The sequence below is a fragment of the Rossellomorea yichunensis genome, from assembly GCF_032337515.1.
Classification (GTDB): Bacteria; Bacillota; Bacilli; order Bacillales; family Bacillaceae_B; genus Rossellomorea; species Rossellomorea yichunensis.
The window spans coordinates 38,975-64,977 of sequence record NZ_JAVYAD010000005.1 but is presented as its reverse complement, the minus strand read 5'-3'; the positions used below and the strand labels follow the sequence as shown (position 1 = coordinate 64,977).

24 protein-coding genes and 1 tRNA gene are annotated in these 26,003 nt (G+C 42.4%); 16 read left to right on the top strand and 9 right to left on the bottom strand.

Annotated features, from left to right (window positions below; genetic code table 11):
* Positions 1-29: 29 nt before the first annotated feature.
* Positions 30-938, bottom strand: a complete 909-nt coding sequence (locus RSX31_RS14315; RefSeq protein WP_148970732.1) for an alpha/beta fold hydrolase — start codon at positions 936-938, stop codon at positions 30-32.
* Between the two features lie 199 nt (positions 939-1,137).
* Between RSX31_RS14315 and RSX31_RS14310 the strand changes: the two genes are divergently transcribed.
* Positions 1,138-1,638 (top strand): Lrp/AsnC family transcriptional regulator, encoded by a 501-nt coding sequence (locus RSX31_RS14310; RefSeq protein WP_148970731.1) that lies wholly within the window; start codon positions 1,138-1,140, stop codon positions 1,636-1,638.
* Positions 1,635-2,804 carry an aminotransferase gene (locus RSX31_RS14305; RefSeq protein WP_315634988.1) on the top strand — a complete coding sequence of 390 codons (1,170 nt, stop codon included), beginning with the start codon at positions 1,635-1,637 and terminating at the stop codon, positions 2,802-2,804. Before RSX31_RS14310 ends, RSX31_RS14305 begins: the two co-directional genes overlap by 4 nt.
* A 182-nt stretch (positions 2,805-2,986) precedes the next feature.
* On the opposite strand, the gene RSX31_RS14300 is transcribed toward RSX31_RS14305, so the two are convergent.
* Complete coding sequence (locus tag RSX31_RS14300) at positions 2,987-3,358, bottom strand: helix-turn-helix domain-containing protein (RefSeq protein WP_148970729.1); 372 nt, start codon at positions 3,356-3,358, stop codon at positions 2,987-2,989.
* 130 nt (positions 3,359-3,488) lie between these two features.
* Complete coding sequence (locus RSX31_RS14295; protein ID WP_315634987.1) at positions 3,489-4,817, bottom strand: sodium-dependent transporter; 1,329 nt, start codon at positions 4,815-4,817, stop codon at positions 3,489-3,491.
* Between the two features lie 344 nt (positions 4,818-5,161).
* Here RSX31_RS14295 and RSX31_RS14290 point away from each other — a divergent pair, with 344 nt between their 5' ends.
* The 8 genes from RSX31_RS14290 (at position 5,162) to RSX31_RS14255 (ending at position 12,447) form a co-directional block, all read left to right on the top strand.
* Positions 5,162-5,446 carry a spore morphogenesis/germination protein YwcE gene (locus RSX31_RS14290; RefSeq protein WP_148970727.1) on the top strand — a complete coding sequence of 95 codons (285 nt, stop codon included), beginning with the start codon at positions 5,162-5,164 and terminating at the stop codon, positions 5,444-5,446.
* Between the two features lie 138 nt (positions 5,447-5,584).
* Positions 5,585-6,142 (top strand): RNA polymerase sigma factor, encoded by a 558-nt coding sequence (locus tag RSX31_RS14285; protein WP_148995243.1) that lies wholly within the window; start codon positions 5,585-5,587, stop codon positions 6,140-6,142.
* On the top strand, positions 6,135-7,391 hold the full coding sequence (locus RSX31_RS14280; RefSeq protein WP_315634986.1) for a hypothetical protein: 1,257 nt from the start codon (positions 6,135-6,137) through the stop codon (positions 7,389-7,391). The genes RSX31_RS14285 and RSX31_RS14280 overlap by 8 nt, the downstream gene beginning before the upstream one ends.
* 195 nt (positions 7,392-7,586) lie before the next feature.
* A complete protein-coding gene (gene yugI / locus RSX31_RS14275; protein WP_044338107.1) occupies positions 7,587-8,003 on the top strand; it encodes a S1 domain-containing post-transcriptional regulator GSP13 in 417 nt (138 codons plus the stop codon).
* Between the two features lie 134 nt (positions 8,004-8,137).
* Complete coding sequence (locus RSX31_RS14270; protein ID WP_187443626.1) at positions 8,138-8,698, top strand: MEDS domain-containing protein; 561 nt, start codon at positions 8,138-8,140, stop codon at positions 8,696-8,698.
* 221 nt (positions 8,699-8,919) lie between these two features.
* Positions 8,920-10,440, top strand: coding sequence for an aldehyde dehydrogenase (gene adh, locus RSX31_RS14265; protein ID WP_148970723.1), 1,521 nt, complete (start codon positions 8,920-8,922; stop codon positions 10,438-10,440).
* Position 10,441: 1 nt separating this feature from the next.
* Positions 10,442-10,774 (top strand): DUF779 domain-containing protein, encoded by a 333-nt coding sequence (locus tag RSX31_RS14260; protein ID WP_148970722.1) that lies wholly within the window; start codon positions 10,442-10,444, stop codon positions 10,772-10,774.
* A gap of 212 nt (positions 10,775-10,986) precedes the next feature.
* Entirely contained in the window at positions 10,987-12,447 is a 1,461-nt protein-coding gene (locus RSX31_RS14255) for a catalase (protein ID WP_315634984.1), read from the top strand.
* Between the two features lie 329 nt (positions 12,448-12,776).
* On the opposite strand, the gene RSX31_RS14250 is transcribed toward RSX31_RS14255, so the two are convergent.
* Complete coding sequence (locus RSX31_RS14250; RefSeq protein WP_315634983.1) at positions 12,777-14,159, bottom strand: sigma-54 interaction domain-containing protein; 1,383 nt, start codon at positions 14,157-14,159, stop codon at positions 12,777-12,779.
* A gap of 475 nt (positions 14,160-14,634) precedes the next feature.
* On the opposite strand from RSX31_RS14250, the gene RSX31_RS14245 reads away from it, so the two are divergent.
* The 3 genes from RSX31_RS14245 (at position 14,635) to RSX31_RS14235 (ending at position 18,836) form a co-directional block, all read left to right on the top strand.
* On the top strand, positions 14,635-15,828 hold the full coding sequence (locus tag RSX31_RS14245) for an ornithine--oxo-acid transaminase (protein WP_148970719.1): 1,194 nt from the start codon (positions 14,635-14,637) through the stop codon (positions 15,826-15,828).
* A gap of 151 nt (positions 15,829-15,979) precedes the next feature.
* On the top strand, positions 15,980-17,224 hold the full coding sequence (locus tag RSX31_RS14240) for a Glu/Leu/Phe/Val family dehydrogenase (protein WP_148970825.1): 1,245 nt from the start codon (positions 15,980-15,982) through the stop codon (positions 17,222-17,224).
* Between the two features lie 220 nt (positions 17,225-17,444).
* Complete coding sequence (locus tag RSX31_RS14235) at positions 17,445-18,836, top strand: aldehyde dehydrogenase (protein WP_315635206.1); 1,392 nt, start codon at positions 17,445-17,447, stop codon at positions 18,834-18,836.
* 55 nt (positions 18,837-18,891) lie between these two features.
* Here RSX31_RS14235 and RSX31_RS14230 read toward each other — a convergent pair whose 3' ends face one another.
* Positions 18,892-19,125: a DUF378 domain-containing protein gene (locus tag RSX31_RS14230; RefSeq protein ID WP_044338099.1), complete on the bottom strand. Its 234-nt coding sequence runs from the start codon at positions 19,123-19,125 to the stop codon at positions 18,892-18,894.
* A 199-nt stretch (positions 19,126-19,324) separates the two neighbouring features.
* Here RSX31_RS14230 and RSX31_RS14225 point away from each other — a divergent pair, with 199 nt between their 5' ends.
* From RSX31_RS14225 to RSX31_RS14215, 3 genes are all read left to right on the top strand, one after another.
* Positions 19,325-20,488, top strand: a complete 1,164-nt coding sequence (locus RSX31_RS14225; RefSeq protein ID WP_315634982.1) for an iron-containing alcohol dehydrogenase — start codon at positions 19,325-19,327, stop codon at positions 20,486-20,488.
* 206 nt (positions 20,489-20,694) lie between these two features.
* Positions 20,695-22,044: a glucose-6-phosphate isomerase gene (locus RSX31_RS14220; protein WP_315634981.1), complete on the top strand. Its 1,350-nt coding sequence runs from the start codon at positions 20,695-20,697 to the stop codon at positions 22,042-22,044.
* A gap of 91 nt (positions 22,045-22,135) precedes the next feature.
* Positions 22,136-22,543: a YugN-like family protein gene (locus tag RSX31_RS14215; protein WP_148970716.1), complete on the top strand. Its 408-nt coding sequence runs from the start codon at positions 22,136-22,138 to the stop codon at positions 22,541-22,543.
* Here the strand turns inward: RSX31_RS14215 and RSX31_RS14210 are convergent.
* From RSX31_RS14210 to RSX31_RS14195, 4 genes are all read right to left on the bottom strand, one after another.
* Entirely contained in the window at positions 22,536-23,528 is a 993-nt protein-coding gene (locus tag RSX31_RS14210; RefSeq protein ID WP_148970715.1) for a potassium channel family protein, read from the bottom strand. The genes RSX31_RS14215 and RSX31_RS14210 overlap by 8 nt on opposite strands.
* Before the next feature lie 53 nt (positions 23,529-23,581).
* The gene (locus tag RSX31_RS14205) at positions 23,582-24,133 is read right to left on the bottom strand and encodes a GNAT family N-acetyltransferase (RefSeq protein WP_315634980.1); all 552 of its coding nucleotides are present in this window, start codon (positions 24,131-24,133) and stop codon (positions 23,582-23,584) included.
* Positions 24,134-24,319: 186 nt separating this feature from the next.
* Positions 24,320-25,537 (bottom strand): lactate 2-monooxygenase, encoded by a 1,218-nt coding sequence (locus RSX31_RS14200; protein ID WP_315634979.1) that lies wholly within the window; start codon positions 25,535-25,537, stop codon positions 24,320-24,322.
* A gap of 310 nt (positions 25,538-25,847) precedes the next feature.
* Positions 25,848-25,920 (bottom strand) — tRNA-Ala (locus RSX31_RS14195).
* Positions 25,921-26,003 lie beyond the last annotated feature (83 nt).

The following is a 26,003-nucleotide window of genomic DNA, read 5'->3' as shown; positions in this document are numbered from 1 at the left end:
CTTTTTTTACATAAAAAAGGGACTTCTCCCTACGTTTCAGATATGAGCGTTTGGGAAAGTCCTTTTTTGTATAGCGGTTGTGTCTCGGAATCCTCTGTAATTCCTTCAAGAGATGCTGATACAAATTGATGTATGTGCTCCAATACTTCTTCAGGCTTCTCTTCAGGAACGAGATGTCCTGTATCTTCTAAAACCACGAGCCTTGAGTTCGGGATATCCTGTTTCAGCTTATGTCCCGTGGATAAGGGGACCACTCTGTCATGTTCTCCCCAGACAAGGAGGCAAGGTGTTTGAATGTTGCGCAAATCGCTCTCCGTTAAATCTCCTTCACGATCTCGAATCATCCTCGTCAATGCCTTGAAAATATCATCCTCCAGAAATGGTTTCAGATACCCAAACATCATTTCATCATCGATCATCCTTGAATCATGTACAACATTTTCAAGATTATTCCGTACCCCTGATCGTGTAAGCCACAGTTTTACATACAGATGGAAAAAGGGAATATGGCTCAGCATCGTGACAGGCCACTTCATTTTCTTAAGATAGCCGGAGCTGCACAGGAGTACGCCCTTTTCGACTAGGGAAGGTGCTTTTTTCATCACGTTCAGAGCTATCTGACCGCCCATTGAATGACCCGTCAGGTGGACATTGCTAACATTCAAGTGGTCTAATAAGGCGATGACCGTGTTGGCCAGATTGTCGTAAGAATAGATAAATCGATTGTTCTTTTCGCTGTTCCCAAAGGGAGGGAGATCGATGGAAATGACATTATAATTTTCTTTCAAAAGAGGAGTAAGCCGTCTAAAGCTAAAGGTTGATGATAGAAATCCATGAAGAAGGACGAAGGTTTCCGTGGCTTCGGGATGCTGATGATGTTCAAAATAAACATTGGCACCATTCACCTGAACCACCTTTGCAAAGTCTTGTTCTTGCATACTTCGTCACTCCTCTCTACTAGTTTACAGATATTTTACCCCTATTTCGGCATTTAACACCTGAATTCGAAAGTTGTCTCATATCCAATTGTAATTATGGATGTAATGGGGAAAATAGACTTAAAGTGAGGATCCCTCTTTTCATAACAGTTACTTCTGATATAATAAAACCATTTAGTGGTGATGAGGAGGAAGCAGAATGCAACTAAGAGAAATGGAGCTTGATTTGGTAAGGATTTTACAGAAAGATGCCAGGATTTCCTCAGAGAATATAGCGAAAATGCTTCAAGTAACAACAGAGGAAATAGAGAATGCGATTGAAAGACTGGAAAAAGACAATGTGCTTGTCAGATATAGTTCCGTTGTGGATTGGTCCAAAATAGAAGGGCATGAAGGGGTAACGGCGATGATCGATGTAAAAGTCGCTCCGAAAAGAGGAGTGGGATTCGATGAAGTTGCCCATCGTATTTATCGTTACAAAGAAGTGAAAAGTGTTTATCTAATGTCTGGGGCATATGACCTTTCTGTAACTGTGGAGGGTCGGACCATGCATGAAGTTGCTACATTCGTTTCTGAAAAGCTATCTACTCTGGATTCCGTTTTATCTACAACAACTCATTTTCAATTGAAGAAATACAAGCATGACGGCACCATCTTTGGTGATCATGGTGAAGATAAACGAATTGTGGTGTCTCCATGAAAACAAAGACATCTTACATATCTCAATCCGTGAAAAATTTAAAGCCTTCCGGCATCCGGAAATTCTTTGATTTGGCAGCAAATATGGAAGGGGTCATATCGCTCGGGGTTGGAGAACCGGATTTCATTACCTCCTGGACGGTGCGGGAAGCTGCAATTCTTTCCTTGGAGCAAGGCTATACCTCCTATACAGCGAACGCAGGCCTACTGGAGCTAAGGGAGAAGATTGCCGCGTATATGAAAGAGGGCTACTCCGTAGACTACGATCCTAAAGATGAAATCATTGTGACGGTCGGTGCCTCTCAAGCCCTTGATATCAGCCTGCGGGCAATCATTGATCAAGGAGATGAGGTCATTGTGGTGGAACCTGGCTTCGTTTCCTATGTACCACTTGTTCAATTGGCAGGTGGAGTAGCCGTAACTGTCGGAACCAAGCCGGAAAATGACTTCAAAGTTACAGCCGAAGAACTTGAAGTAGCCGTCACTCCGCGTACAAAAGCCGTCTTATTATGTTCGCCCAATAATCCAACGGGGACGGTCCTTGAAAGAGAGAACCTGGAAGAGCTAGCAGAGGTGGTTCGAAAGCATGATCTGGTTGTCCTTTCAGATGAGATTTACTCTGAGCTTGCTTATGATCATCGCCACGTGTCCATTGCTTCTTTAAAGGACATGAGAAAAAGAACGCTTGTAATCAATGGATTTTCGAAAGGGTTTGCCATGACTGGCTGGAGACTGGGGTTTATTTGTGCTCCTGAAGAGATCGCTTCATCCTTACTTAAAATTCATCAATACGCCATGATGTGTGCGTCCACCCCTGCTCAGCATGCTGCTGTGGAGGCACTCGATAAAGGGATGGATGATGTGATGGAAATGAAGAGAAGCTATCGTCATCGACGACACTATTTTGTTGACTCCCTCAATGAGTTCGGATTAACCTGCCATACCCCTGGGGGAGCATTCTATGCCTTTCCTTCCATTAAAAAAACAGGAATGTCTTCAGAGGAATTTGCAGAAAAGCTTCTTATGGAAGAGAAAGTTGCCGTTGTACCCGGTAATGTGTTCGGTAAAGGTGGAGAAGGATATATTCGTTGTTCTTATGCCTCAAGTATGGAGCAGCTGCAGGAAGCCGTGAAACGGATGAAGCGTTTTGTTGAGAATCATAGTTAGAAAATGAAGGGTACCAGGCACAAAAGAACACATTTGTGCCTGGCACCTTTTTTAATTGGGCAAAAAAAAAGGACGATAAAATATCGTCCAACAAATGAAAACAAAAGGGGGAATACTTAGAAAGCTTATTTTCAGTATGACCCCTTTTTTTACTGTCTATACATCATTTCATAAAAAAGTTTTTAGCTTTCGCTCTTTTCATATTTCAGTTCATACAACATTTGCATGACACGAAGGAAATCTTCTTCAGAGAATTCCTTGGCCTTACGGAGGATCAGCTTTGTTCGTTTTGGTCCCAATTCTTTGATCAGCAGTTCCATTTCAGCGTCAACGCCTGTTGGAGGGTGATCTTTTACTTCCCGTTCCAGCAGTTCGGAAGCAGGTATATCAAGTACAGTTGAAAGCTTAAGAATCGTTGGTGTATCGGGAATCTGAAGATCGGATTCATACTTTTCAATCGTCTTCGTGCCTAGTCTGGCCCTTAAAGCAAGCTCCTGTTGAGATAGTTTGCGCTCTTCGCGTACCCGTTTTAAATTCTCACCAAAGTGTGACATGCTAAAGTCCCTCCCCATAGAATACCTTCCTTATATCTACAGTTTATCACCATTTGGAAAAAAATAGCCCTGCTTATCGTGAACAAAATGTTAAAAATTAAAGGTCCGTCTTCAGTGACGGACCTCGCATTTAAGATATGAAAACAAGTATGATGGCTACTGGTACGATGTAGCGCAATAGAAAAATCCAGCTGTTGAACAGGGCCGGTGATATAGACGAACCAGATTGGATTTCGCTCCATACATCTTCTCGCTTTAATCGGTAGGAGACGAAAATACTGATCAATAATGCCCCGATCGGCAATCCAAAATTACTCGTAATATAATCGGCAAAGTCAAAGAAGTTCTTTCCTTGAATGAGGAAATCTCCGAATACACCAAATGAAAGGGCACTTGGAATACCTGCAAAGAAAACCAGTATTCCGATTAGCCATGTAAATGGCTTTCGTTTCGATTGATTCCCTTTCGACAGGGCCGCGACCCCGATTTCAAGTATGGAGAAAGCAGATGTCAGGGTTGCAAACAACAGTAAAATCAGGAACACTGTTAAGAAAATGCCACCGAATGCAATTTCATTAAAAACGGCTGGCAGGACAACAAATGCAATTCCCGGTCCTTCATCCGGTTGGAAACCAAGGGCGTACACAGCAGGGAAAATGACCAATCCTGCCAATAATGAAATAAAGATATTTAATCCGGATACACTGATGGCGGATCGTGGCATGCTGTCCTCTTTTGAAAGATAGGATGCGTACGTCACCATGACAGAAAGTCCGACCGTAAGTGCAAAGAATGCTTGTCCTAACGCAAGTAAAACCGTTTCCCCATTTAAATAGCTCCAGTCCGGCAATAACAGGAAGCGGACACCTTCCATCGCACCTTCCAAGGTAAGGGACCTGATCACTAAAATAAAAAATAAGATAAATAATGCCGGCATCATATAACGGCTAGCCCGTTCGATCCCTTTTTGAATCCCACCTTGTACGACAAGTATTGTAATGACAATAAAGAGGAATTGTGCAATTAGCACTTCTTTTGGATTTGCAATGATGCTCTCGAATAAAGTTCCGTACTCCTCTTGAGATTTCCCGATTAAAGAGCCTGTCACACTCCGGGCCAAGTAAGAAAGGATCCATCCGCCTACAACACTGTAAAAAGATAATATGATAAAAGAAACAACCGTTCCCAAATAGCCGATCCAGTGCCAATAAGACTGAGGGGCCAATTTTTTATAGGAAGTAACGGCGTCGGCTCCCGCCCGTCTTCCGATAACAAACTCTGCCAGAAGAATGGGCGCACCGATCAAAACGGTGAAAAGGATAAAGAGTAAGAAGAAGACACCTCCTCCATTTGCACCTGCCATATACGGGAATTTCCAAATGGCACCGAGCCCTATAGCAGAACCGGCCGCCGCCAGAATGAAACCAATCTTAGAAGTCCATTGTTCTTTTTTGGCCAAGTTTAAGATCCTCCTTTCAAAAAAATAAGATTTTTCAATCGTACTATGTTTTACACCCTCTGTACACCGGATTTTTAAATTTTCAATATATAAGAAAAATGGGGGTGAATGCCATTAAATAAGTGATAGCGAACATTATGGCAACATGTATTTCCATTTATTATGTGTGAAAACGGTTGTAAACATTACAATTAACCTAATTTCTAGAAAACTAGTCAAAAACATGCTGAATGGGCTGGAAATTTCTCTAAAATGTAGTATACTAATTGTAACAAAACGTTCACAAATTATTCTTTTTTTCGCCATAATTGAAAGCGTTTACTACCAGATTGGAGGAATTTACTATGGATGTATTTCTTGTATATCTATTTATCGCAACGGCTACTCCACTATTTCTTTGGATAGAACATCGTAAGTGGGCGGTTCTTCATATCCCATTTGTTATAGCCTTATGGGCAGTGTTTATTTATTACGTAGCGGTTCCGGAACTTGGGGGATGGGGACATGTAACGCTTTGGAGCCTGTTTGTTGCCAACCTTGCCTTCGCCCATATTGCAGCCTTCATGCTGTATGCCTTGCCATTTATTCAAAAGCAACGAAAAAAGAAATCAATCACTGTAAAGAATTAGTCTGATCCAATTAGAATTGGGTTAGGCTTTTTTTTGTCTATTTTAAAAGATTGGATTCAATGGTAAATAAATGAAACAAAGTCCACTTCACAATCGTTACATAAATGAAAGCATCAAAGAGAAAGGGGGAAGGTACGAGTGGAAAATGAGCACTTGATCGAACGTGCAAAAAAAGGAGACCTGCAGGCATATAGCCATTTAATCACATATTATTCTCCCATCGTTGAACGGTTTGCCTATCAGATGGGGAATTCCATCGCTGATATACCAGACATCACCCAGGAAGTATTCATTCGTGTATACAGGTTTCTGGACGGGTTCTCTTATGCGAAGTTTACAACCTGGCTTTATAAAATCACTTTGAATGTGTCGAGGGACTTTAAACGAAAAGAAAATCAGCATAACAATCGGGTGAAAAAAATCGGAAATGAACCTTCAGAAAACGTCATTACTCCTCAAGAACGTATCCTTAGGCAGGAAGAGGATCGCATGCTGCACGAATGCATTCAAAAGCTGGATGGTAAATATCAATTACCGATCATCCTTTACTATTTTCATGAAAAGAAGTATGAAGAAATGGCTGAAATACTGTCAATCAATTTATCTACTGTCAAAACAAGACTTTTAAGAGGGAAAAACCTCTTGAAAAAAGAATTGGAAGAGGCTGAAAAAAGGGAGGGGAGATTGAATGGATGACAAGATGCTTGAAAAACGCATGGATTTATTGAATCAATCGTATAAGAAAATTCCGGATCAGACCAATCCCTCAGACATCATACAAGCCATAAAACAAGAAGGAAAATCCCAAAAGAAGCGACCACTAATTCATTGGCCGTACGTCGCAAGTTTCATTGGTGTCCTTCTGATCGGTGCGGTTCTCATCCTGCAGCTTACGATGGATGGATCGGGAAGACAGAATGGGAATCAAGCTGATTTTGCCGGTGAGTCAGACCAACGACTTCAAAAGGAGATAGAAGATGCGAAAGCTCAATATGATTTAAGGAAAACTCAAGCAATGGAGCGGCTCGGGTTTTCGGAAGGCATATTTAATTCGACAGGGATCGCACGGGATGCAGGGAGGCAACTCACATATATCGAATCCATTCCAAAGCGGGACTTCTCAAATGAAAGAAAAGTGGAGTGGGTCCAGAGAGCGAGTGACGAGTTGACTCAGATATTGACTACTCCAGATGTGATGATGAAAAATCTGAAAGCTCCTTTAACGAAGGAAGAAGCAGAAGTATGGGTTGATGATTTTATTAAAAAGGAACAAGATATCCTCCCGCTATATGAGGATGAGTTGAATAAGTATGGTGAATATTGGAAGGCTTATGTTGAGAACGGAGAATTCAATATGAAGGAATTCAACCATATGAAAAACGACTATCCCCCCAAACTATGGTTGTTACGGGATGGAATATTCAATAATGCAGTTAAGCTTTCGTATAACAGTGAAACGGACCGGCTTGAAACTACATTGGATGTGGAGTACTTCAGGATGATCACGAATCGTGAAGCCTTACCGGAAGGATATGAATTGTATATGATTACCCGTTTTGATCCAGTCATTAAAGCAGGTGAATTTACAGGGACATGGAAAGAAGCAGCTGATCGCTTGATGGACTACGAAAAGATATTAAAGGAGCTGCCGGATGACTCAAGGTTTAGGGTAGAAGTGAAGCATGAATACGATCTTCTCTATCAATACTTTACAGATGGAAATGTGTATCAGCCCATCTTTGATGAAAGTGATAAATTGGAATCACATGTAGAAGAAACCTACCGATATATACTGAAAGAGTACCCAGAATACACAACATCCCTTTATCTGAAAGAGGTATATGATGAGTTAAGGCATGAAAATTTCGTTAAGCCAGATCGTTGGGTTCAAACGACACCGGTCATTTTGTCTTCAGAGACAGAAGAACTATATAAAGAGCGCTAAATATACTCTGTTTTAATAATTTTAATAATTGGGAAGCATAACTAGTGAGAAAGCAATTATAGGTGGATAATCGAAGAAAATGGGTTTAGTTGCAGAGGTCTGATAGAATAAACTTTTGCCGAATCACGGATTCTATGATATAATCTACAATTGCGTGTAAAGACGAAAAATAATATATATACTAGGAGTGTTACCATGACTACAAAATTCGAAACAGGAACTGTTGTAACAGGTAAAGTTACAGGCATTCAACCATACGGTGCGTTCGTTGCACTTGACGAAGAAACACAAGGATTAGTCCATATCTCTGAAATCACTCACGGCTTTGTTAAAGACGTTAGCGAGCACCTTTCAGTAGGCGACGAAGTAAAGGTTAAAGTATTATCAGTGGACGAAGCAGCTGGTAAAATCAGCCTTTCTATCCGTGCTACAGAAGAAGCTCCTGCAGCACCACAAGCAAAACCTGCAGCAGCGAAAAAACCTCGCCGTCAAGGTCAAGGAAGTGTAAAGCAAGCTAACGAAGAAACAACACCAGCTGGCTTCAACACTCTTAAAGACAAGCTTGAAGAGTGGATCGAGCAATCAGAACGTGAAGATTTAATCAAAAAATAATACAATTTTTAAGAAGACTGCCTTTCTTGAAGGGCGGTCTTTTTTTTAAATCCATTTTTTAAAAAAGAGGAGTTCTGCTCTTCCATAGAGAAACTATACTATAATTGGAAAAACCAGTTGAAAGGCGGGTTGAATTGAAAGAAAAAATAGGGAATCTATTAAATGAAAGTCAATCTCATATCCTCTATTCATATAATGATCGAAACCGATATCTACAAAATGCCATTGCGTATGTTCTCGAGGGAATCGAAAAGGGGGATTCTATTGTTCTTATTGAGAACGAGAGGAACCTGAATGTATTGCTTAAACAGTTAAATAATCAATTAACCAGCGACCAATTAAAGAAAATTCATGTTATTAGTAACTTTGATTTCTATCAATCGAGTGGTAGCTACCATCCTCCAGCCATTTATGAACAATTAACGAAATCCATTACCCCATTTTTAGAGAACGATATTTCTTTCCGTTCGTGGACAAATGTGGAATGGGGCACATTGGAAGACCCCGCATCAATCATTGAGTGGTTCGAAACAGAAACGGATCGTGCTATTCATGAGCATAATCTGACCATCGTCTGTGCGTACGAATCAGAGAAAATGCCTGACCACCTGGAAGATGCACTAAAGAAAAGTCATGGGCACATCATGACGGATGAAGATATCGTGATCTCGAAAGTATACAGTAAAACTAAATAGTCTGCGACCAGGACGATGCCACCCATGAAAGGGGGGAGTCGTCTTTTTTTATGATCTTTTCGTAAAGTTTATTGCTACTTTTCACCTAAAAAATTTATCATAAATTAACGAAAAATAAAGAATTTTTAAACAATATACTTGTCCGTACCTCATAAATGACCTATAATAACAATGAAAGCGCTTAATTAACAGAAAAATACATAAATATAGGAGGATCTTAGATGCTTTATAATAATCCGAATACTGAAGGTTCATTGGTACAATTTAAGGACAAGTATGAGAACTTTATTGGTGGAGAATATGTGCCGCCAGCAAGTGGAGAATACTTTGAAAATGTATCGCCTGTCACGGGGAAAGTTTTCACGAAAATTGCCCGTTCAAACAAAGAGGATGTAGAAAAGGCATTGGATGCTGCACATGCAGCGAAAGACGCATGGGGTAAAACCTCTGCTACGGAAAGATCCATCATCTTAAATAAAATTGCGGATCGTATGGAAGAAAACCTAGAAATGCTTGCTGTAGCCGAAACATGGGATAATGGTAAGCCGGTTCGTGAAACATTAGCGGCAGACTTACCCCTTGCGATTGACCATTTCCGTTATTTCGCCGGATGTATCAGAGGCCAGGAAGGATCTCTTGGTGAAATCGATAATGATACGGTCTCTTATCATTTCCATGAGCCAATCGGGGTTGTAGCCCAAATCATTCCTTGGAATTTCCCGATTCTGATGGGTGTTTGGAAGATTGCACCTGCCCTAGCTGCAGGAAACTGTGTAGTCTTGAAGCCTGCTGAGCAAACACCGGCTTCCATCATGGTTCTGATTGAACTCATTGAAGACCTGCTGCCTAAAGGTGTACTGAATGTGGTGCAAGGATTTGGAGTGGAAGCAGGGAAACCCCTTGCGCAAAGTAAGCGTGTTGGTAAGGTAGCCTTCACGGGTGAAACGACAACAGGTCGCCTGATCATGCAATATGCTTCTCAAAACATTATCCCTGTTACGTTAGAACTTGGTGGTAAATCACCTAATATCTTCTTTGAAGATGTAATGGATCAGGATGATGATTTCCTTGATAAAGCAGTCGAAGGTTTCGTGATGTTTGCACTTAATCAAGGAGAAGTGTGTACATGTCCTTCAAGGGCGCTAATCCAGGAATCGATCTACGATAAGTTCATGGAGCGTGCAATCGAACGAGTGAAACAAATCAAGCAGGGGAACCCGTTGGATTCAGATACAATGCTGGGTGCTCAAGCCTCTCAAGAACAATTGGATAAGATTCTATCTTATATTGAAATCGGGAAAGAAGAAGGAGCGGAATTACTCATCGGTGGTGAGCAAAATACACTGGATGGAGATCAGGAAGCAGGTTTCTATGTGAAGCCGACAGTCTTCAAAGGCAACAACAAAATGCGTATTTTCCAGGAAGAAATCTTTGGCCCTGTTGTTTCCGTTACAACGTTCAAAACGAAAGAAGAAGCCCTTGAAATCGCCAATGATACTCTTTACGGACTTGGGGCAGGTGTGTGGACGCGTGACATGAACACGGCTTACCGTTTTGGTAGAGAGGTTCAAGCAGGACGCGTATGGACTAACTGTTATCACCAATACCCGGCACATGCGGCATTCGGTGGATACAAAATGTCCGGTATCGGTCGCGAAAATCATAAAATGATGCTATCACACTATCAACAAACGAAGAATTTACTAGTTAGCTATAGCCCTAAAGCGTTAGGTTTCTTCTAAAATGGAACAGCGACTAGAGGCAACAGAACAAGCCCTCCATCTAATTGAAACGTTAAAAGGAAAGCATGGTGCCCTCCTGTTTCATCAGTCTGGAGGATGTTGTGATGGCAGTTCTCCTATGTGTTTAAGTCAAGATGATTTGATCATCGGTGACAGTGATGTATTAGTAGGTACTGTAGCCGACTGTCCTTTTTATATGAACGAACAGCAATATGAGTATTGGAAGCATTTCCGGATCATATTGGATGTAAAAGAAGGAAGGGGAGGAGTGTTCTCTTTGGAATCAACGGAAGGCGTACGCTTTATCACGGATTCTAAATTGATCAAACCATAAACGTGAAGGTTTTGGTTCTACTCTTCCAAACCCGATAATATTTTTTAGAGACAACTTTTTGTATAGGTTGTCTCTTTTTTATGCTTGATTTAATTATTTTTAATGATTACTAATTTAAAATAATTATAATTTGTGATTGACTTTCATTCTCAAGTAGTTAAAATAAAACTATAATCACTTAATAATAATTATAATCTAAAGGAGTGTTTTTAGTGGAGAAAAGAAAACTCACAACGAATCAAGGTGCCCCGATCGGCGATAACCAGAACTCAATTACAGCTGGAGAAAAAGGACCTGCACTGCTTGAAGATTATCAGCTAATTGAGAAATTGGCTCACTTCGATCGTGAAAGAGTTCCCGAAAGAGTCGTTCACGCCCGAGGAGCGGGAGCGCATGGTGTATTCATTACAAAAAACAGCATGAAAAAATATACAAAAGCCGCACTTTTTCAGGAAGCAGGCAAAGAAACACCTGTATTTGCCCGTTTTTCCACTGTCGTCCATGGCCAGCATTCTCCTGAAACCTTACGGGATCCCCGTGGATTTGCCGTGAAATTTTATACAGAAGAAGGGAACTGGGATTTTGTCGGGAATAACCTCCCTGTCTTCTTTATTCGTGATGCCATGAAGTTTCCCGATATGGTTCATTCATTAAAGCCGAATCCCCAGACGAATATCCAAGAACCAGAGAGATATTGGGATTTCATGTCCTTGACTCCGGAATCAACCAATATGCTCCTGCATCTCTACACGGATGAAGGAATCCCCGCGAACTATAGACAAATGCGCGGATCCAGTGTGCATGCGTATAAATGGGTGAATGCAGCTGGCAATACAGTGTACGTAAAGCTTAGTTGGAAGCCGAAACAAGGTATTAAGAATTTATCTGCGGAGAAAGCAGCTGAGATTCAAGGGAAAGATTTTAACCATGCAAGCCGTGATTTATATGATTCGATTGAAAAGGGAGATTTCCCTGAATGGGATCTGTATGTTCAGGTACTGGACCCAATGGATATGGATTCCTTTGATTTCGATCCTCTCGATGCGACGAAGGATTGGTCAGAAGATGACATCCCATCTCACTTTGTCGGTACGATGATTTTAAATGAAAATCCAGAAAACATCTTTTCTGAAACTGAATCAGTGGGCTTCAATCCGGGAGTGCTTGTGAATGGAATGCTTCCTTCTGAAGATAAGTTGCTGCAAGGAAGGCTATTCTCCTATTCTGATACACAGCGTTACCGGATAGGTGCCAACTACCTCCAGCTCCCGATCAACTGTCCATTTGCTCAGGTGGCGAATAATCAAAGGGACGGACATATGCCATTCAAGCAGCCAACGGGCTCAGTGAACTATGAGCCGAACAGCTTCGATGATACACCGAAAGAAGTGGCGGGATATTCGGAAATACATCAGCCGATGACGGGTGAAAGAGGAAGACAGAAAATCCGGAAAACAGATGATTTCGGTCAGGCCGGACGTATTTACAGAAGCTACCCGGATGAGGTGAAAGAGCAAGTAGTGAAGAATATTTCCAGTGAACTATCTCAAATCAACGAAAGAATAGCCTTGCGCGCGGTGTGTAATTTCTTCCGGGCAGATGTAGAGCTCGGTAAGAAGCTAGCGGAGAGTATTGGGGTGGATTTGACTCCTTATTTGCAGCATATGGAATAAGCATGGAGGAGTGAGTGCTGGTCTTTTTGTCGGTGGAGTGGTGCTGATGAAGGGGCTGGTGCTCTTTTTATGTTTGGGGAGATATTAGGTGGGTGGGAACGGGAGAAGAAGGATTCTAATCATTGAATAGTTATCAACAATGATTATCTGCCATTTTCAGGTTTTATCTTCCATATTCAAGATTTACGTGCCATTTATAATTTTTATGTGCCATATATTCATTTTACCTACCATTTTCAAAAAACGACAAAAATCGCATCTCCAAACAACCCCAATCACCACAAAAATAACAAAAGCCACTTCCAAAAAAAGAGAAGTGGCCACCGCCTTCAAAATGAATTCCGTTCGATCCCGTACTTCCTAATCCGATATTGCAAATTCTGCCGGCTCATTCCAAGTGATTTCGCCGTTTTGGTAATATTAAAGTCATGGTATTTCAATGACTTCTGAATATAATAGGTTTCTGCTTCTTCAATGAAAAGCTCCAACGGTTTGATCTCGGCTCCGGATTGGTAGAGGAACTCCGATTCATCCTGGCTTTCACCTCCGACAGCTGAGTGGTGGATGCGCTGCCTGAAACCAAATGGAAGATGATTGAAACCGATCTCCTCTTCAAAGCCAACGAGATTAAACGCTCCCTCGATGACATGCTCAAGTTCCCTCACATTGCCCGGCCAGTCATACTGTTGGAAAATCTCCCTTACTTCATTCGAAATCCCCTTGATACTCATGGCAAAATGGTGGTTGTACTGGTCAATGAAATAGTTCACGATCTCCGGTAAATCTTCTTTTCTCGAACGGAGAGAAGGGATGAAGATTGAAACAATGCTCAGCCTGTAATAAAGGTCCTTTAATAACCGCCCTTCTGCGATGGCGTCGATGGGATCCTCGTTCACCGTCGCCATCACCCGTACATCGTATGGAAGGTCCGTCCCTTGGGAAAAGAAGTTTAATAGCTTCTTTTGAAGGGAAGGGGTTAAGGAGTTGATTTCGTCGAGGAGGAGGGTTCCTCCCTGTGCTTGTTGGAAGAGGGATGGTCGGTGATCTTCCGGGTTGCTGCCTTCCCGCTCCTCATGAAATAGGATTTCTTCAAGCATATCATCGCGTAATGATGAACAGTTCTGGGTGATGAAGGGACGGTTGGCGCGTGCGCTGTCGTTATGGATGCTTTGAGCGAAAAGCTCCTTGCCTGTCCCGATTTCACCACAGATCAACACAGGGGAAGAAGTCCTTGCCGCCCGCTTTCCAGTTTCGACTGCGTCCTGCAGGCGGTGATGCTTACCGATAATGCTATCAAAGGTATATAAGCTGCTCGGGCGCTTATGTATATGATCCCTCATCACCTTTTCGAGTTTGGTGATGTCCCTGGCAATTTCAATCGCTCCAATCAACACCTCATCATGAAAAATAGGGAATGTATCGTTCATCGTGGTGATTTCGATTCCATTTATATTAAAGTAAGTTTGCTTAACGTTGAGGGTAGGCTCCTTTGTGCTTAGAACTTTAAGAAGTGTACTTTCCTCTTCGGAATGAAATTGGAAAACATCCAGCAAATTTTTATCAAGGACGTCTTCAATTTCCATGCCTTCGATTTCGCGCATTTTACGATTGTAGATGATGGTTTTCCCGGTAGAATCGATGACATGAACGCCTGATTCGATATGTTCAGCGACTTTTTCGTACATATACAAACGCTTTTCAGATTCCAGCATGCTGTCTCGCTCCTCTTCATTTTTGTTAGATCTTACTGCAAAACGTATCGTCTATTGTCTTCTTTTTGCGCAAATTTTCCATCCGTTCGATGTTAGATTCAGGAGTTGGTGTCAATGGAATCCGCAAAAAGAGTGGAATTATAAGAAATTTTAAAAAACTCTTGAAAAATGCAACTATCTTTTGCATTATTATAAGTGTAAGGGTTTTCTAAATGCAAATATTTTTTGCATGCCTGTTAACTAACCTCGTCGTTGTACAGGAGCTATCGTTGGCTACCAACCATTTGGTGGATTCAACATGTCAGGTACCGACTCCAAAGCGGGCGGACCGGATTATCTTCTGCTTCACCTTCAAGCGAAAACAACATCAGAAACACTTTAAGAGTATGAAAACGGGAAGGGGTCTTTGTCTACAGGGGCTCCAACCTTGTATATAAACAATAATATTTTTTTCATTACCTAAGGAGGAACCTATATGGCAGTAAGTACTCATTCGATTATTGAACAAACGGAGAAATATGGTGCGAAAAATTATCATCCACTTCCAATCGTCATTTCAGAAGCGGAGGGTGTATGGGTCAAAGATCCGGAAGGCAATAAGTATATGGATATGCTTAGCGCTTATTCAGCGGTCAACCAGGGACATCGTCATCCAAAGATCATCCAGGCGTTAAAAGATCAAGCAGACCGTGTGACACTGACGTCACGTGCGTTCCACAACGATCAATTAGCCCCTTGGTATGAGAAGATCTGTAAGATGACTGGTAAAGACATGGCCCTTCCAATGAATACGGGTGCCGAGGCAGTGGAAACGGCGATCAAGACAGCTCGCCGCTGGGCGTATGATGTGAAGGGTGTAGCAGAAAACAGTGCGGAAATCATCGCGTGTAACGGGAACTTCCACGGAAGAACGATGACAGCTGTTTCCCTTTCTTCAGAAGAAGAATACAAGCGTGGTTTCGGCCCGATGCTTCCAGGGATCAATTTGATTCCTTACGGTGATCTGGATGCGTTAAAAGAAGCCATCACTCCAAATACAGCCGCTTTCCTTATCGAACCGATCCAGGGAGAAGCAGGGATCGTATTCCCTCCTAAAGGCTTCATGAAAGCAGCATATGAATTATGTAAAGAAAACAACGTTCTATTCATTGCAGACGAAATTCAGGCAGGTCTTGCCCGCTCAGGGAAAATGTTCGCGTGTGAGTGGGAAGATGTTGATCCTGACATGTACATTTTAGGAAAAGCACTTGGAGGCGGAGTGTTCCCGATTTCATGTGTTGTGGCCAATGAAGAAGTATTAGGCGTATTCAACCCCGGCTCCCACGGTTCTACTTTCGGAGGGAATCCGATGGCATGTGCGGTTTCTGTCGCATCGCTGGATGTATTGATCGATGAAAACCTGGCAGATCGTTCTCTGCAAATGGGAGAATACTTTATGAGTAAACTTCGTGAGATAGATAATCCTATGATTAAGGAAGTTCGAGGCAGCGGATTATTTATCGGAGTGGAACTTAAAGAACCAGCCCGTAAATACTGTGAACAACTGAAGGAAGAAGGACTGCTTTGTAAAGAAACACATGATACAGTCATCCGTTTCGCTCCACCACTTGTCATCTCACAAGAAGATCTGGATTGGGCAATTGAAAGAATCAAAAAAGTATTGTCTTAATTCCCGCTGGGGTTAAAAGTTTTTTTCTTAAATAGAGTGGAAAAGGCATGAAAATAAAAATTATTTCTTTCCCCAGTCAATGGTTAAAGATACGGTAATATGTTACAATTACAACGTTTCAGATCACATAATAAAGAGGCGAATGTTTACAATGGGAGAAAACCTTAATCTGTTTACTTCTACACAGCATGTCATCAATGATGCTTTATCGAAGCTTGGATATACGGAAGAAATGTATGAACTTCTGAAAGAGCCGATTCGTATGTTGACCGTTCGTATCCCGGTTCGAATGGACGATGGCAGTATCAAAGTATTTACGGGCTACCGTGCACAGCATAACGACGCAGTCGGACCTACCAAGGGCGGAGTACGATTCCATCCTGAAGTGGATGAAGAGGAAGTAAAGGCTTTATCCATGTGGATGAGCTTGAAATGCGGAATTGTTGATTTGCCATACGGTGGAGGAAAGGGCGGGATCATCTGTGATCCGAGAACGATGTCTTTCACTGAACTGGAAAAGCTAAGCCGCGGTTATGTTCGTGCCATCAGTCAAATTGTCGGACCTACAAAGGATATCCCGGCACCTGATGTGTACACAAACTCACAAATCATGGCTTGGATGATGGATGAGTACAGCCGTCTTCGTGAAAATGACTCACCAGGATTCATTACAGGAAAACCGATTGTTCTTGGTGGTTCCCAAGGTCGTGAAAAGGCAACGGCTCAAGGTGTTACCATCTGTATTGACCAAGCTGCAAAGAAACGTGGCATCGACATCAAAGGTGCACGCGTCGTCATCCAAGGTTTTGGAAATGCAGGCAGTTTCTTAGCGAAGTTCATGCACGATGCCGGTGCAAAGGTCATTGCCATTTCCGATGCCCATGGTGCCCTTCATGATCCGGCTGGTTTGGATATTGATTATCTGTTAGACCGTCGGGATAGCTTCGGTACGGTAACGACACTATTTGAAAACACGATTTCAAATAAGGAATTGCTGGAGCTGGAGTGTGACATCCTTGTCCCTGCTGCGATTTCAAACCAGATCACTGAAGAGAATGTCTATGATATTAAAGCATCCATTGTGGTAGAAGCTGCAAACGGTCCGACTACCTTTGAAGCAACACGAATTCTTTCTGAAAGAGGAATCCTGCTAGTACCAGACGTGCTTGCAAGTGCGGGTGGAGTAACGGTTTCATACTTCGAATGGGTTCAGAATAACCAAGGGTATTATTGGACAGAAGAAGAAGTAAACGAGAAGCTTCATGCTAAACTTGTCGAAGCTTTCAACAATGTATACGAAACATCTCAGAATCGTCGAGTGAATATGCGACTCGCCGCATACATGGTCGGCGCACGCAAAATGGCTGAAGCCTCTAGATTCAGAGGTTGGGTGTAACGATCGCATAAGATAAGAACGTATTCTCAATTTATTGGGGATACGTTCTTTTTTCGGTTTTAAAGGATTTATCTATTTAATTACGAAATGATTAGAGAGCATCGATTATGGGTAAAATCATTGAAATTGACAACAGATGCAAATCATCGTACGATATTTATGTTCTTATGTTTAAACTATTAAACATTAATGTTCTGGAGGGATTCATGTGTCAACTGAAATGATTATAGAGGAAGCTTCTATTGAAGCGGTTGAATCAACACTTCATCAACATAAGCAATTTTTTAAGTCCGGGGTTACGCGGCCAATACAATATAGAAAAGACTTGTTAGAGAAGTTCTCAGCAGTCATAAAAAATCATGAAGCAGAAATCATCGATGCATTGAAAAAAGATTTAAATAAATCCGAGATGGAAACGTATGCGACAGAAATCGGAATCCTGCTTGAAGAAATTCGTTTCGTTCTCAAGAATATCGACGTATGGGCAGAACCTAAAAAGGTCAAAACGGCGAAAACACATATTGGCTCGAAAGCCTATACCGTCCCGGAACCTTACGGGGTAACACTGATCATAGCACCTTGGAATTACCCGATCCAACTTGCACTTGCTCCTGTCATTGGAGCGATCGCAGCCGGTAATACAGCCATCATTAAACCATCAGAATTAACTCCTTCTACATCAGCTTTATTAGCTGAAATGATCAATACTCATTTTGATCCAAGACAGCTTTTCGTAATTGAAGGAGGAGTGGAAACAACACAGCATCTCCTGAAACAGCCTTTCGATTATATTTTCTTTACCGGGAGCGTCCCAGTCGGAAAAGTAGTGATGGAAGCAGCAGCAAAGCAGTTGATTCCTGTCACTCTTGAATTGGGCGGGAAAAGCCCGTGTATCGTGGATGAAACCGCTGATATTCCTCTGGCTGCCAAGCGCATCGCATTCGGGAAAGTGACGAATGCCGGACAAACGTGTATTGCACCTGACTACCTGTTTATTCATAAAAGCAAGATAGATGAATTTATAACTGAATTTAAGAAAACGGTTATTGAATTTTATGGAACAGAACCATTAAAGAGTGAGAAATTTGGTAGGATCGTCAATGAGCGTCATTTCAATCGTTTAACAAGCTACTTGGAAGATGGAGAAATCCTCTTAGGGGGAAATGTAGATGCTGGGAGCTTAAAAATTGAACCCACTTTAATGAAGCCAAGAGATTTTACTGTACCGGTGATGCAGGATGAGATATTCGGCCCGGTTTTCCCAGTCATAGAATATGAGGAGCTTGATGAAGTCATTGATTTGGTGACAGAGCGGCCGAAGCCGTTGGCCCTGTATTTATTCACGAGCAATCCAATTACAGAAGAAAAAATAAACGGATCGATTTCCTACGGTGGCGGTTGTGTAAATGATACACTTATGCACATCGTTACACCGTACCTTCCTTTCGGGGGAGTAGGGGAGAGTGGGATTGGGAATTATCATGGAGAATCAAGCTTCTCAACCTTCTCACATTACAAAAGCATCTTAAAACAGACGACGAAGTTTGACTTAAGCTTCCGTTATCCAAGTGGAAGATTTGGTATGCAGATCATTAAGAAGTTACTGAAATAAGAAAGGTGACCCAGAGGATGGGTCACCTTTTAGAGATTGTACGGAGATCCAGTTTTTAGCGCGTAGGCTCAGTATGAGGTTCTCTTTCAAGCTCTTCTGTCGGTTTAAATAACAGCCCAAGGTTAATTAGACCGGCAATACCAACTAAACCGTATATGATTCGTGATAGAGCGGCATCTTGACCACCAAAGATGGCTGCAACAAGATCGAATTGAAAGAAGCCGATAAGTCCCCAGTTCACAGCACCAATGATGGTAAGAACCAAAGCAATGCGTTGAATTGCACTCATGTTGTTTTCCTCCTTATTGAATGGCTCATTTATAAGTTTCCCATTGCTCCTATTCCTATTCAATTTGACTGCAACAAAATTTCCTTGTGCAAGTTCTTTGCATTTTGGGGATGATATATTCGATAATAGGAAATGTGTTTAAGACATTTTGGGTAACGAAATAGTTCGGCCCTTATAAAATACAAGGAGGTAACAAAAAATGAATGACTTTACTTTTTACAATCCAACCAAATTGATTTTTGGAAAAGGGCAAGTAGAACAGCTGAAAGAATTGGTACCTCAATATGGTAAAAAAGTGCTTGTCGTGTATGGTGGCGGAAGCATTAAGCGTAATGGGTTATACGATCAGGTAATGTCTGTATTGAAGGATATTGATAGCGAAGTATTCGAGCTTACCGGAGTAGAACCGAATCCACGTCTTTCCACAGTCAGACGAGGTGTAGAGATAAGTAAAGAAAATAATATTGAATTTATATTAGCTGTGGGTGGCGGAAGTGTCATCGACTGTACAAAAGCAATTGCTGCTGGTGCAAAGTATGATGGTGATGCATGGGATCTTGTAACGAAGAAAGCTTTTGCGAAAGAAGCTCTTCCATTCGGAACAGTCCTGACTCTTGCAGCGACCGGCTCTGAAATGAATGCAGGATCAGTTATTACGAATTGGGAAACGAATGAGAAATATGGTTGGGGCAGCCCGGTGACATTCCCGCAATTCTCTATCCTGGATCCGGTAAATACCTTCACAGTACCGAAAGATCATACAATCTACGGTATGGTGGATATGATGAGTCACGTGTTTGAACAGTATTTCAATAATGCAACCAACACACCACTTCAGGACCGTATGTGTGAGTCCGTTCTGACTACGGTTATCGAAACAGCTCCGAAGTTGATCAATGATCTTGAAAACTATGAGCTTCGTGAGACGATTCTGTACTCTGGAACAATTGCCCTTAATGGAATGCTGCAAATGGGCTACAACGGTGACTGGGCCAGTCATAACATTGAACATGCCGTTTCAGCCGTATACGACATCCCACATGCAGGTGGACTCGCGATCCTATTCCCGAACTGGATGAAGCATAACTTGAAAGTGAATCCTTCACGATTTGCTCAACTGGCAGAACGAGTATTCAATGTAGACCCTGCCGGTAAGTCAGAAGAGGAAGTGGCACTGGAAGGAATCGAAAAGCTTCGTGAATTCTGGACGAGCATCGGAGCACCGTCCCGCTTGGCAGACTATGACATCGACGACAGTCAACTGGACCTGATGGCAGACAAAGCCATGGTGAACGGCGAATTCGGTAACTTCAATAAATTAAACAAAGATGACGTACTTGCGATTCTGAGAGCATCTCTATAATGAAATGTGGGAGGGACGGACCTTGTGAAGGTCCGTCCCCCTCTGTATTGGTTTGTACACCAATAATTAGGGGAATATAAGCGGGTGAGTACAGTTGTAGAAAAAAGTTTGCAATGCACACGCTTACATAAAGGGGGCTTTCTTGATTCTCGGGTCAGCTTTCGATAAAGTGAGATAGAAGAAAATATTTTAATCGGAGGATGGTTATGACACACATTCGTTTTGATTATTCAAAAGCGTTATCGTTTTTTGGAGAACATGAACTTACATACTTAAGTGATGCCGTGAAGGTTGCTCATCATTCGTTACACGAACAAACAGGTGCAGGGAACGACTTCCTGGGATGGATCGACCTTCCTGTTGAGTACGATAAAGAAGAGTTTTCCCGCATTCAAAAATCAGCAGAGAAAATTAAAAATGATTCCGATGTCCTTCTTGTCATCGGTATTGGTGGTTCTTATTTGGGAGCCCGTGCAGCGATTGAAATGCTGAACCACAGCTTCTACAATGCTCTTCCGAAAGAAAAGCGTTCCACTCCACAGGTCCTGTTTGTTGGACAAAATATCAGCTCCACATACATGAAGGACTTAATGGACCTTCTTGACGGAAAAGACTTCTCCATCAATGTGATTTCGAAGTCCGGAACTACGACTGAACCAGCGATAGCTTTCCGTATCTTCCGTAAAAAGCTGGAAGAAAAGTACGGGGTGGAAGAAGCTCGCAAACGCATCTATGCGACAACGGATAAATCGAAGGGTGCCCTTAAAACATTGGCATCTGACGAAGGCTATGAAACATTCGTTGTTCCTGATGATATCGGCGGTCGCTATTCTGTCCTTACAGCCGTTGGACTGCTTCCGATTGCTGTAAGCGGAGTGGAAATCGAGACGATGATGAACGGTGCTGCACAGGCCAGTGAAGATTTCAGTAAATCCGAGCTTACAGAGAACCCTGCTTATCAATATGCTGCTGTTCGTAACGCGCTATATAATAAAGGAAAAACGATCGAAATGCTCATTAATTATGAGCCTGGTTTACAATACTTTTCTGAATGGTGGAAGCAGCTATTTGGGGAAAGTGAAGGGAAAGACCAAAAGGGAATTTATCCTTCTTCAGCTAACTTCTCAACAGATCTTCATTCTCTTGGACAATATGTTCAAGAAGGACGCCGTGACATTTTTGAAACGGTCATCAAGGTTTCAGAGCCACGTCATGAGCTGAAAATCGAGAAGGCTGACAGTGATTTGGACGGCTTAAACTATTTAGCCGGTGAAACGGTTGATTTTGTAAACAACAAAGCGTTTGAAGGGACCCTGCTTGCCCATACAGATGGTGGCGTACCAAACCTGATCGTTGAAATTCCGGCGATGGATGCATACACATTCGGTTACCTCGTGTACTTCTTCGAGAAAGCGTGTGCGATGAGTGGATACCTGCTGGGTGTAAATCCATTTGACCAACCTGGAGTGGAAGCATACAAAGTAAATATGTTCGCCCTTCTTGGGAAACCAGGCTTTGAAGAGAAGAAGGCGGAGCTTGAAAAACGCCTTAAATAAGGAAAGAGCACTGAGGAAATCTCAGTGCTCTTTTTACATTTTTCTTTCACTTTAGGAGAAACTATCCCTAAAAGAAAGGGGATGGATCCACGTGATAGAGCTTTCATCTAATATTGAAGGACAGCATTACCAACTGTATAAGCTTGAACAGCTATTAAAGCCGCTTGGATATTCGATAGGTGGTAATTGGGATTATGATCACGGCTATTTTGATTACAAAATTGATGACGAAGTTGGCTACCAATATTTGAGAGTGCCGTTTACGTCTGTTGACGGTCAATTGGATTCAAGGGGGGCCACGGTTGAGTTCGGTAAACCGTTCCTTCTCTCTCATAAATACCAGCGTGGCTTGGACGATAACGCATCAACCGGAACCTTCTCAGGCTCGGTCAATCAATTTTCCGAACCACAAGATCCCGATGCAAGCTTCCCGGAAGAATATATTGAAGTCGGGAAAGAACTTGTAAAAGAGCTGGAGAACGTTTTATTCTCTAGTTAGAGATCACAAGCAGTTCATCCGTTTCTTCAACCAAAGTCGTCAAAGGAGGATTCACAGTCGTGTTTTCTCCTTTTTTTATGCCTAATAAGATAATATTGTTCTTCAGAAGGTGTGCACTCAATGAATGGAAATTTTCATTGATGTATTCAACGGAAACAGGGATCAGCTTCAGGTTATTTCCTTTAAGGTGGTTCAACAGCTTTAAAATCGTCTTAGACATCCCTTGAGAAATGATGCTGTTCATCATCACGTAGCTGGTTTGCATATTTGTTTGTATTACTTCATCGGCTCCAGCGCGTTTGGCATTGGCCACTTGATCCTTCTGGAGGATTTCCACGACCGTGTATAAAGCAGGATGATTCCCCTTTATCGCGAGGAGTGTTAAGACAGAATTCATGTCTGCTGTCATCTCATCTTTATTTTGGTCTGCAGTGATAATGGCAATCGAAGCTTCATGAAGGTTCACTTTGTTCAAAATTGCATCTTTAAAAGGTGTTCCTCTAACGAAATGAATATGGTTATTATTATAGGGGTTCTTTTGAAGGGTTTCATCGACAAGAATGATATCACACTGGGATTGAAGAGAAGTCAGCTGGTTAATCACTTCCCGCGTTCGTTCATTCCAGCCTACTATGACGACATGCTCTTTTCCCTTAAAGGCAGCTCTTCCTTCCAGATAGGCATTTTGTGTCATGACCGTTTCCGCTGCAAGTGTGACAAAATAAGTTGAAAGAAAGCCTGCACCTACAAGGATGAGAACAATGCCAATCAATCTGCCTTCAAATGATGTAGGAACAAAATCCCCATAACCCACCGTTGAAGTCGTAATAATCGCCCACCAGATCCCATCGAATAAGGAAGGGAAGGTATCGGGCTCTATGAAATGAATGATCGTTCCAAATGAAAGCATCAACGTAATGGCGATTGTAAATATTCGTATAACTAAAGGCCAGCGCAAGAATCCATGAAACATTTGCTGCACCATACTACCAGCTCCTTTTTCATCTGCACTGACCATTATTGCCTATTCAAGTTCGTCTAAAACTCTGAAAGCCATTCTTTCTTCAATAAACTGTACATATATGCATCATATACTTGATCATCCTGAAGGATATATTCCCTTAGTAAGCCTTCCTGTTTGAAACCGAGTTTTTCAACTACTCGTGATGAAGCCTTATTATAAGGAACGATCACTGCCCCTACACGATTCATTCCTTTATCTGCAAATAGGTAGCTGAGTAACGGGGAGAGTGCCTCACCCATGATTCCTTTACCCCAGTGATCAGGGCTAAGGTCATATCCGATTTCGCAGCGCTTATACGCTTTCGAAATGCCGTGGAAGCCACATGTCCCGATCATCTTATTCGAATGCTTCTCCTCGATGGCCCAGCGCATGGGACCACCTGTTTCCAGGTGCTTTTCGTAGTTGTCGACCATACTTACCGCCACTTCTCTCGAATCGATCGGACTCATTCCGAAATATCGGAGAACGTCCCCGGAAGTATAGAGTCCATAAAGAAAATCGACATCTTGCAAAGTGATTTGCCTTAGTAATATTCTCTCCGTTTCAAATACTGGATATTTTTCCAAAATTATCAACCCCTTTGTACATGAAAGTATACCATGTCAGGAACGGGGGAGGATGGGAAATTTCATCGTATCTTTTAGTATTGGTGATGGTTTGTCATAAGTGCAGTTTTGATGGAGAATGATTTCTAGGGACACAAATGAACTGAACAAAAAAGCCCCTGTCAGTGTAAGACAGAGGCTGATTCATTATGACTTCATTCCCGCAGATTGTGAATCCGGTCTTCCTATCCTTGAAGGAATTGATGCGTCTTTCACGTCAGTCAGGAGTGATGGATCTAATTCAGAAACGGATGCTTGACCGGAAAGGGCCATCGTCAAATCGAGATCTGCCAGTACATTCCGGATGACATCCTTCACCCCTTGTTCACCAGCCAGGGTCAATCCATACATATAGGGTCTGCCTAAGAGAACGGAACTCGCTCCCAGGGCCAATGCTTTCACTATATCCGCACCCCGTCGGATTCCACTGTCAAATAGTACAGGGATCCGTCCATTCACAACCTGACATATCATCGGCAATGAGTCTAAAGCTCCAACGGCCCCGTCAACCTGCCTTCCACCATGATTGGATACAATAATCCCATCCATTCCGTGATCGATGGCAAGCTTTGCGTCATCGGGGTGTAGAATTCCTTTAAGAAGAATCGGCAGGCTTGTATGATCTCGCAGGAACTCCAGGTCATCCCACGTCAAACTGGCATTGCCAAACACTTTGGCCCATAGGGTGGCAGCTGCCTTCGCGTCAACTTCAGGGGGATCTTTCAGCATTGAACGAAAGACAGGGTCGCTCACATAATTCCCGACTCCTTCTCCTGACAGAAAGGGAAGATACGCGTTTTCAAGGTCTGATTCACGCCATGCCATCATCGCAGCATCAAGAGTAACGACGATAGCGGAGTATCCGGACGCTTCAGCCCTCCTCAGCATACTGGCTGCAATCTCACGTTCGTTGCTCCAATAAAGCTGAAACCATCTTGGGGAGTTACCCATGACAGAAGCGATTTCCTCCATGGAGTAAGTAGAGGCTGAGCTTGCAATGAACGGAACATTCATGGATGATGCCGCACGTGCAGACGCGAGTTCCCCATCAGGGTGAACGATGGATTGGACTCCGATGGGAGCGAGCATAAGAGGGGAGGAGTAGACTTCTCCCAAGACAGTCACCTTCAGATCACGGTTTTCAACGTTGTTCAGCATACGGGGAACAATCTGCCAGCGGTCGAAGGCATTTCTGTTGGCGCGCATCGTATCTTCACCGCCCGCACCTCCCGCTACATAATAATAAGGACCGTCTTCAAGCTTTTCCCGGGCCTTTCTTTCAAGCTCTTCAAGCCGGAATGGAATGGAGGGACGGACCTTCCTCTGATAGATTTCATTTTGGACATGGTTTCCACACTGATTCATGGTATTCTTCTCCTTTCTCCTTTGCCGGAACAGGTGCAAATAATAAGAAGGAAGCGTATGTAATCGGCGAGCTTTTCCTTATAAGGAAAATGTTACTTATAGAATTCAGAAAAGTCAATTTATTGATGGTGAAAAAAGATTCCGATTAAACGTCCGGACCCTATGTTATTTATATATATAGACGTTATCTCTTCATGTGTTATAGTATCGACGGTCGTACATACATTGTCACTGAATCGATGAACCGCCAATCATCTAAAAACATAAAAAAAGGCGTCCTTATTTACAAATAAGGACGCCTCTTTATGTATGGAGCATAGCGGGATCGAACCGCTGACCTTTTGGCTGCCAGCCAAACGCTCTCCCAGCTGAGCTAATGCCCCGTGAATCGGTCAAGATTAATTATAAGAAATGTTCATAGCGTTCGTCAATCTTTTTTTATAATATTCTTAGTTTTAATCTATAT

What these genes read in the sequence shown, in the direction of transcription:
- RSX31_RS14245 (WP_148970719.1), top strand. Translation starts at nt 14,635, where the DNA reads ATGGCAGTAAGTACTCATTCGATTATTGAACAAACGGAGAAATATGGT.
- RSX31_RS14260 (WP_148970722.1), top strand. Translation starts at nt 10,442, where the DNA reads ATGGAACAGCGACTAGAGGCAACAGAACAAGCCCTCCATCTAATTGAA.
- RSX31_RS14210 (WP_148970715.1), bottom strand. Translation starts at nt 23,528, where the DNA reads ATGGTGCAGCAAATGTTTCATGGATTCTTGCGCTGGCCTTTAGTTATA.
- yugI (WP_044338107.1), top strand. Translation starts at nt 7,587, where the DNA reads ATGACTACAAAATTCGAAACAGGAACTGTTGTAACAGGTAAAGTTACA.
- RSX31_RS14225 (WP_315634982.1), top strand. Translation starts at nt 19,325, where the DNA reads ATGAATGACTTTACTTTTTACAATCCAACCAAATTGATTTTTGGAAAA.
- adh (WP_148970723.1), top strand. Translation starts at nt 8,920, where the DNA reads ATGCTTTATAATAATCCGAATACTGAAGGTTCATTGGTACAATTTAAG.
- RSX31_RS14305 (WP_315634988.1), top strand. Translation starts at nt 1,635, where the DNA reads ATGAAAACAAAGACATCTTACATATCTCAATCCGTGAAAAATTTAAAG.
- RSX31_RS14240 (WP_148970825.1), top strand. Translation starts at nt 15,980, where the DNA reads ATGGGAGAAAACCTTAATCTGTTTACTTCTACACAGCATGTCATCAAT.
- RSX31_RS14290 (WP_148970727.1), top strand. Translation starts at nt 5,162, where the DNA reads ATGGATGTATTTCTTGTATATCTATTTATCGCAACGGCTACTCCACTA.
- RSX31_RS14220 (WP_315634981.1), top strand. Translation starts at nt 20,695, where the DNA reads ATGACACACATTCGTTTTGATTATTCAAAAGCGTTATCGTTTTTTGGA.
- RSX31_RS14315 (WP_148970732.1), bottom strand. Translation starts at nt 938, where the DNA reads ATGCAAGAACAAGACTTTGCAAAGGTGGTTCAGGTGAATGGTGCCAAT.
- RSX31_RS14235 (WP_315635206.1), top strand. Translation starts at nt 17,445, where the DNA reads ATGATTATAGAGGAAGCTTCTATTGAAGCGGTTGAATCAACACTTCAT.
- RSX31_RS14200 (WP_315634979.1), bottom strand. Translation starts at nt 25,537, where the DNA reads ATGAATCAGTGTGGAAACCATGTCCAAAATGAAATCTATCAGAGGAAG.
- RSX31_RS14250 (WP_315634983.1), bottom strand. Translation starts at nt 14,159, where the DNA reads ATGCTGGAATCTGAAAAGCGTTTGTATATGTACGAAAAAGTCGCTGAA.
- RSX31_RS14300 (WP_148970729.1), bottom strand. Translation starts at nt 3,358, where the DNA reads ATGTCACACTTTGGTGAGAATTTAAAACGGGTACGCGAAGAGCGCAAA.
- RSX31_RS14310 (WP_148970731.1), top strand. Translation starts at nt 1,138, where the DNA reads ATGCAACTAAGAGAAATGGAGCTTGATTTGGTAAGGATTTTACAGAAA.
- RSX31_RS14280 (WP_315634986.1), top strand. Translation starts at nt 6,135, where the DNA reads ATGGATGACAAGATGCTTGAAAAACGCATGGATTTATTGAATCAATCG.
- RSX31_RS14230 (WP_044338099.1), bottom strand. Translation starts at nt 19,125, where the DNA reads ATGAGTGCAATTCAACGCATTGCTTTGGTTCTTACCATCATTGGTGCT.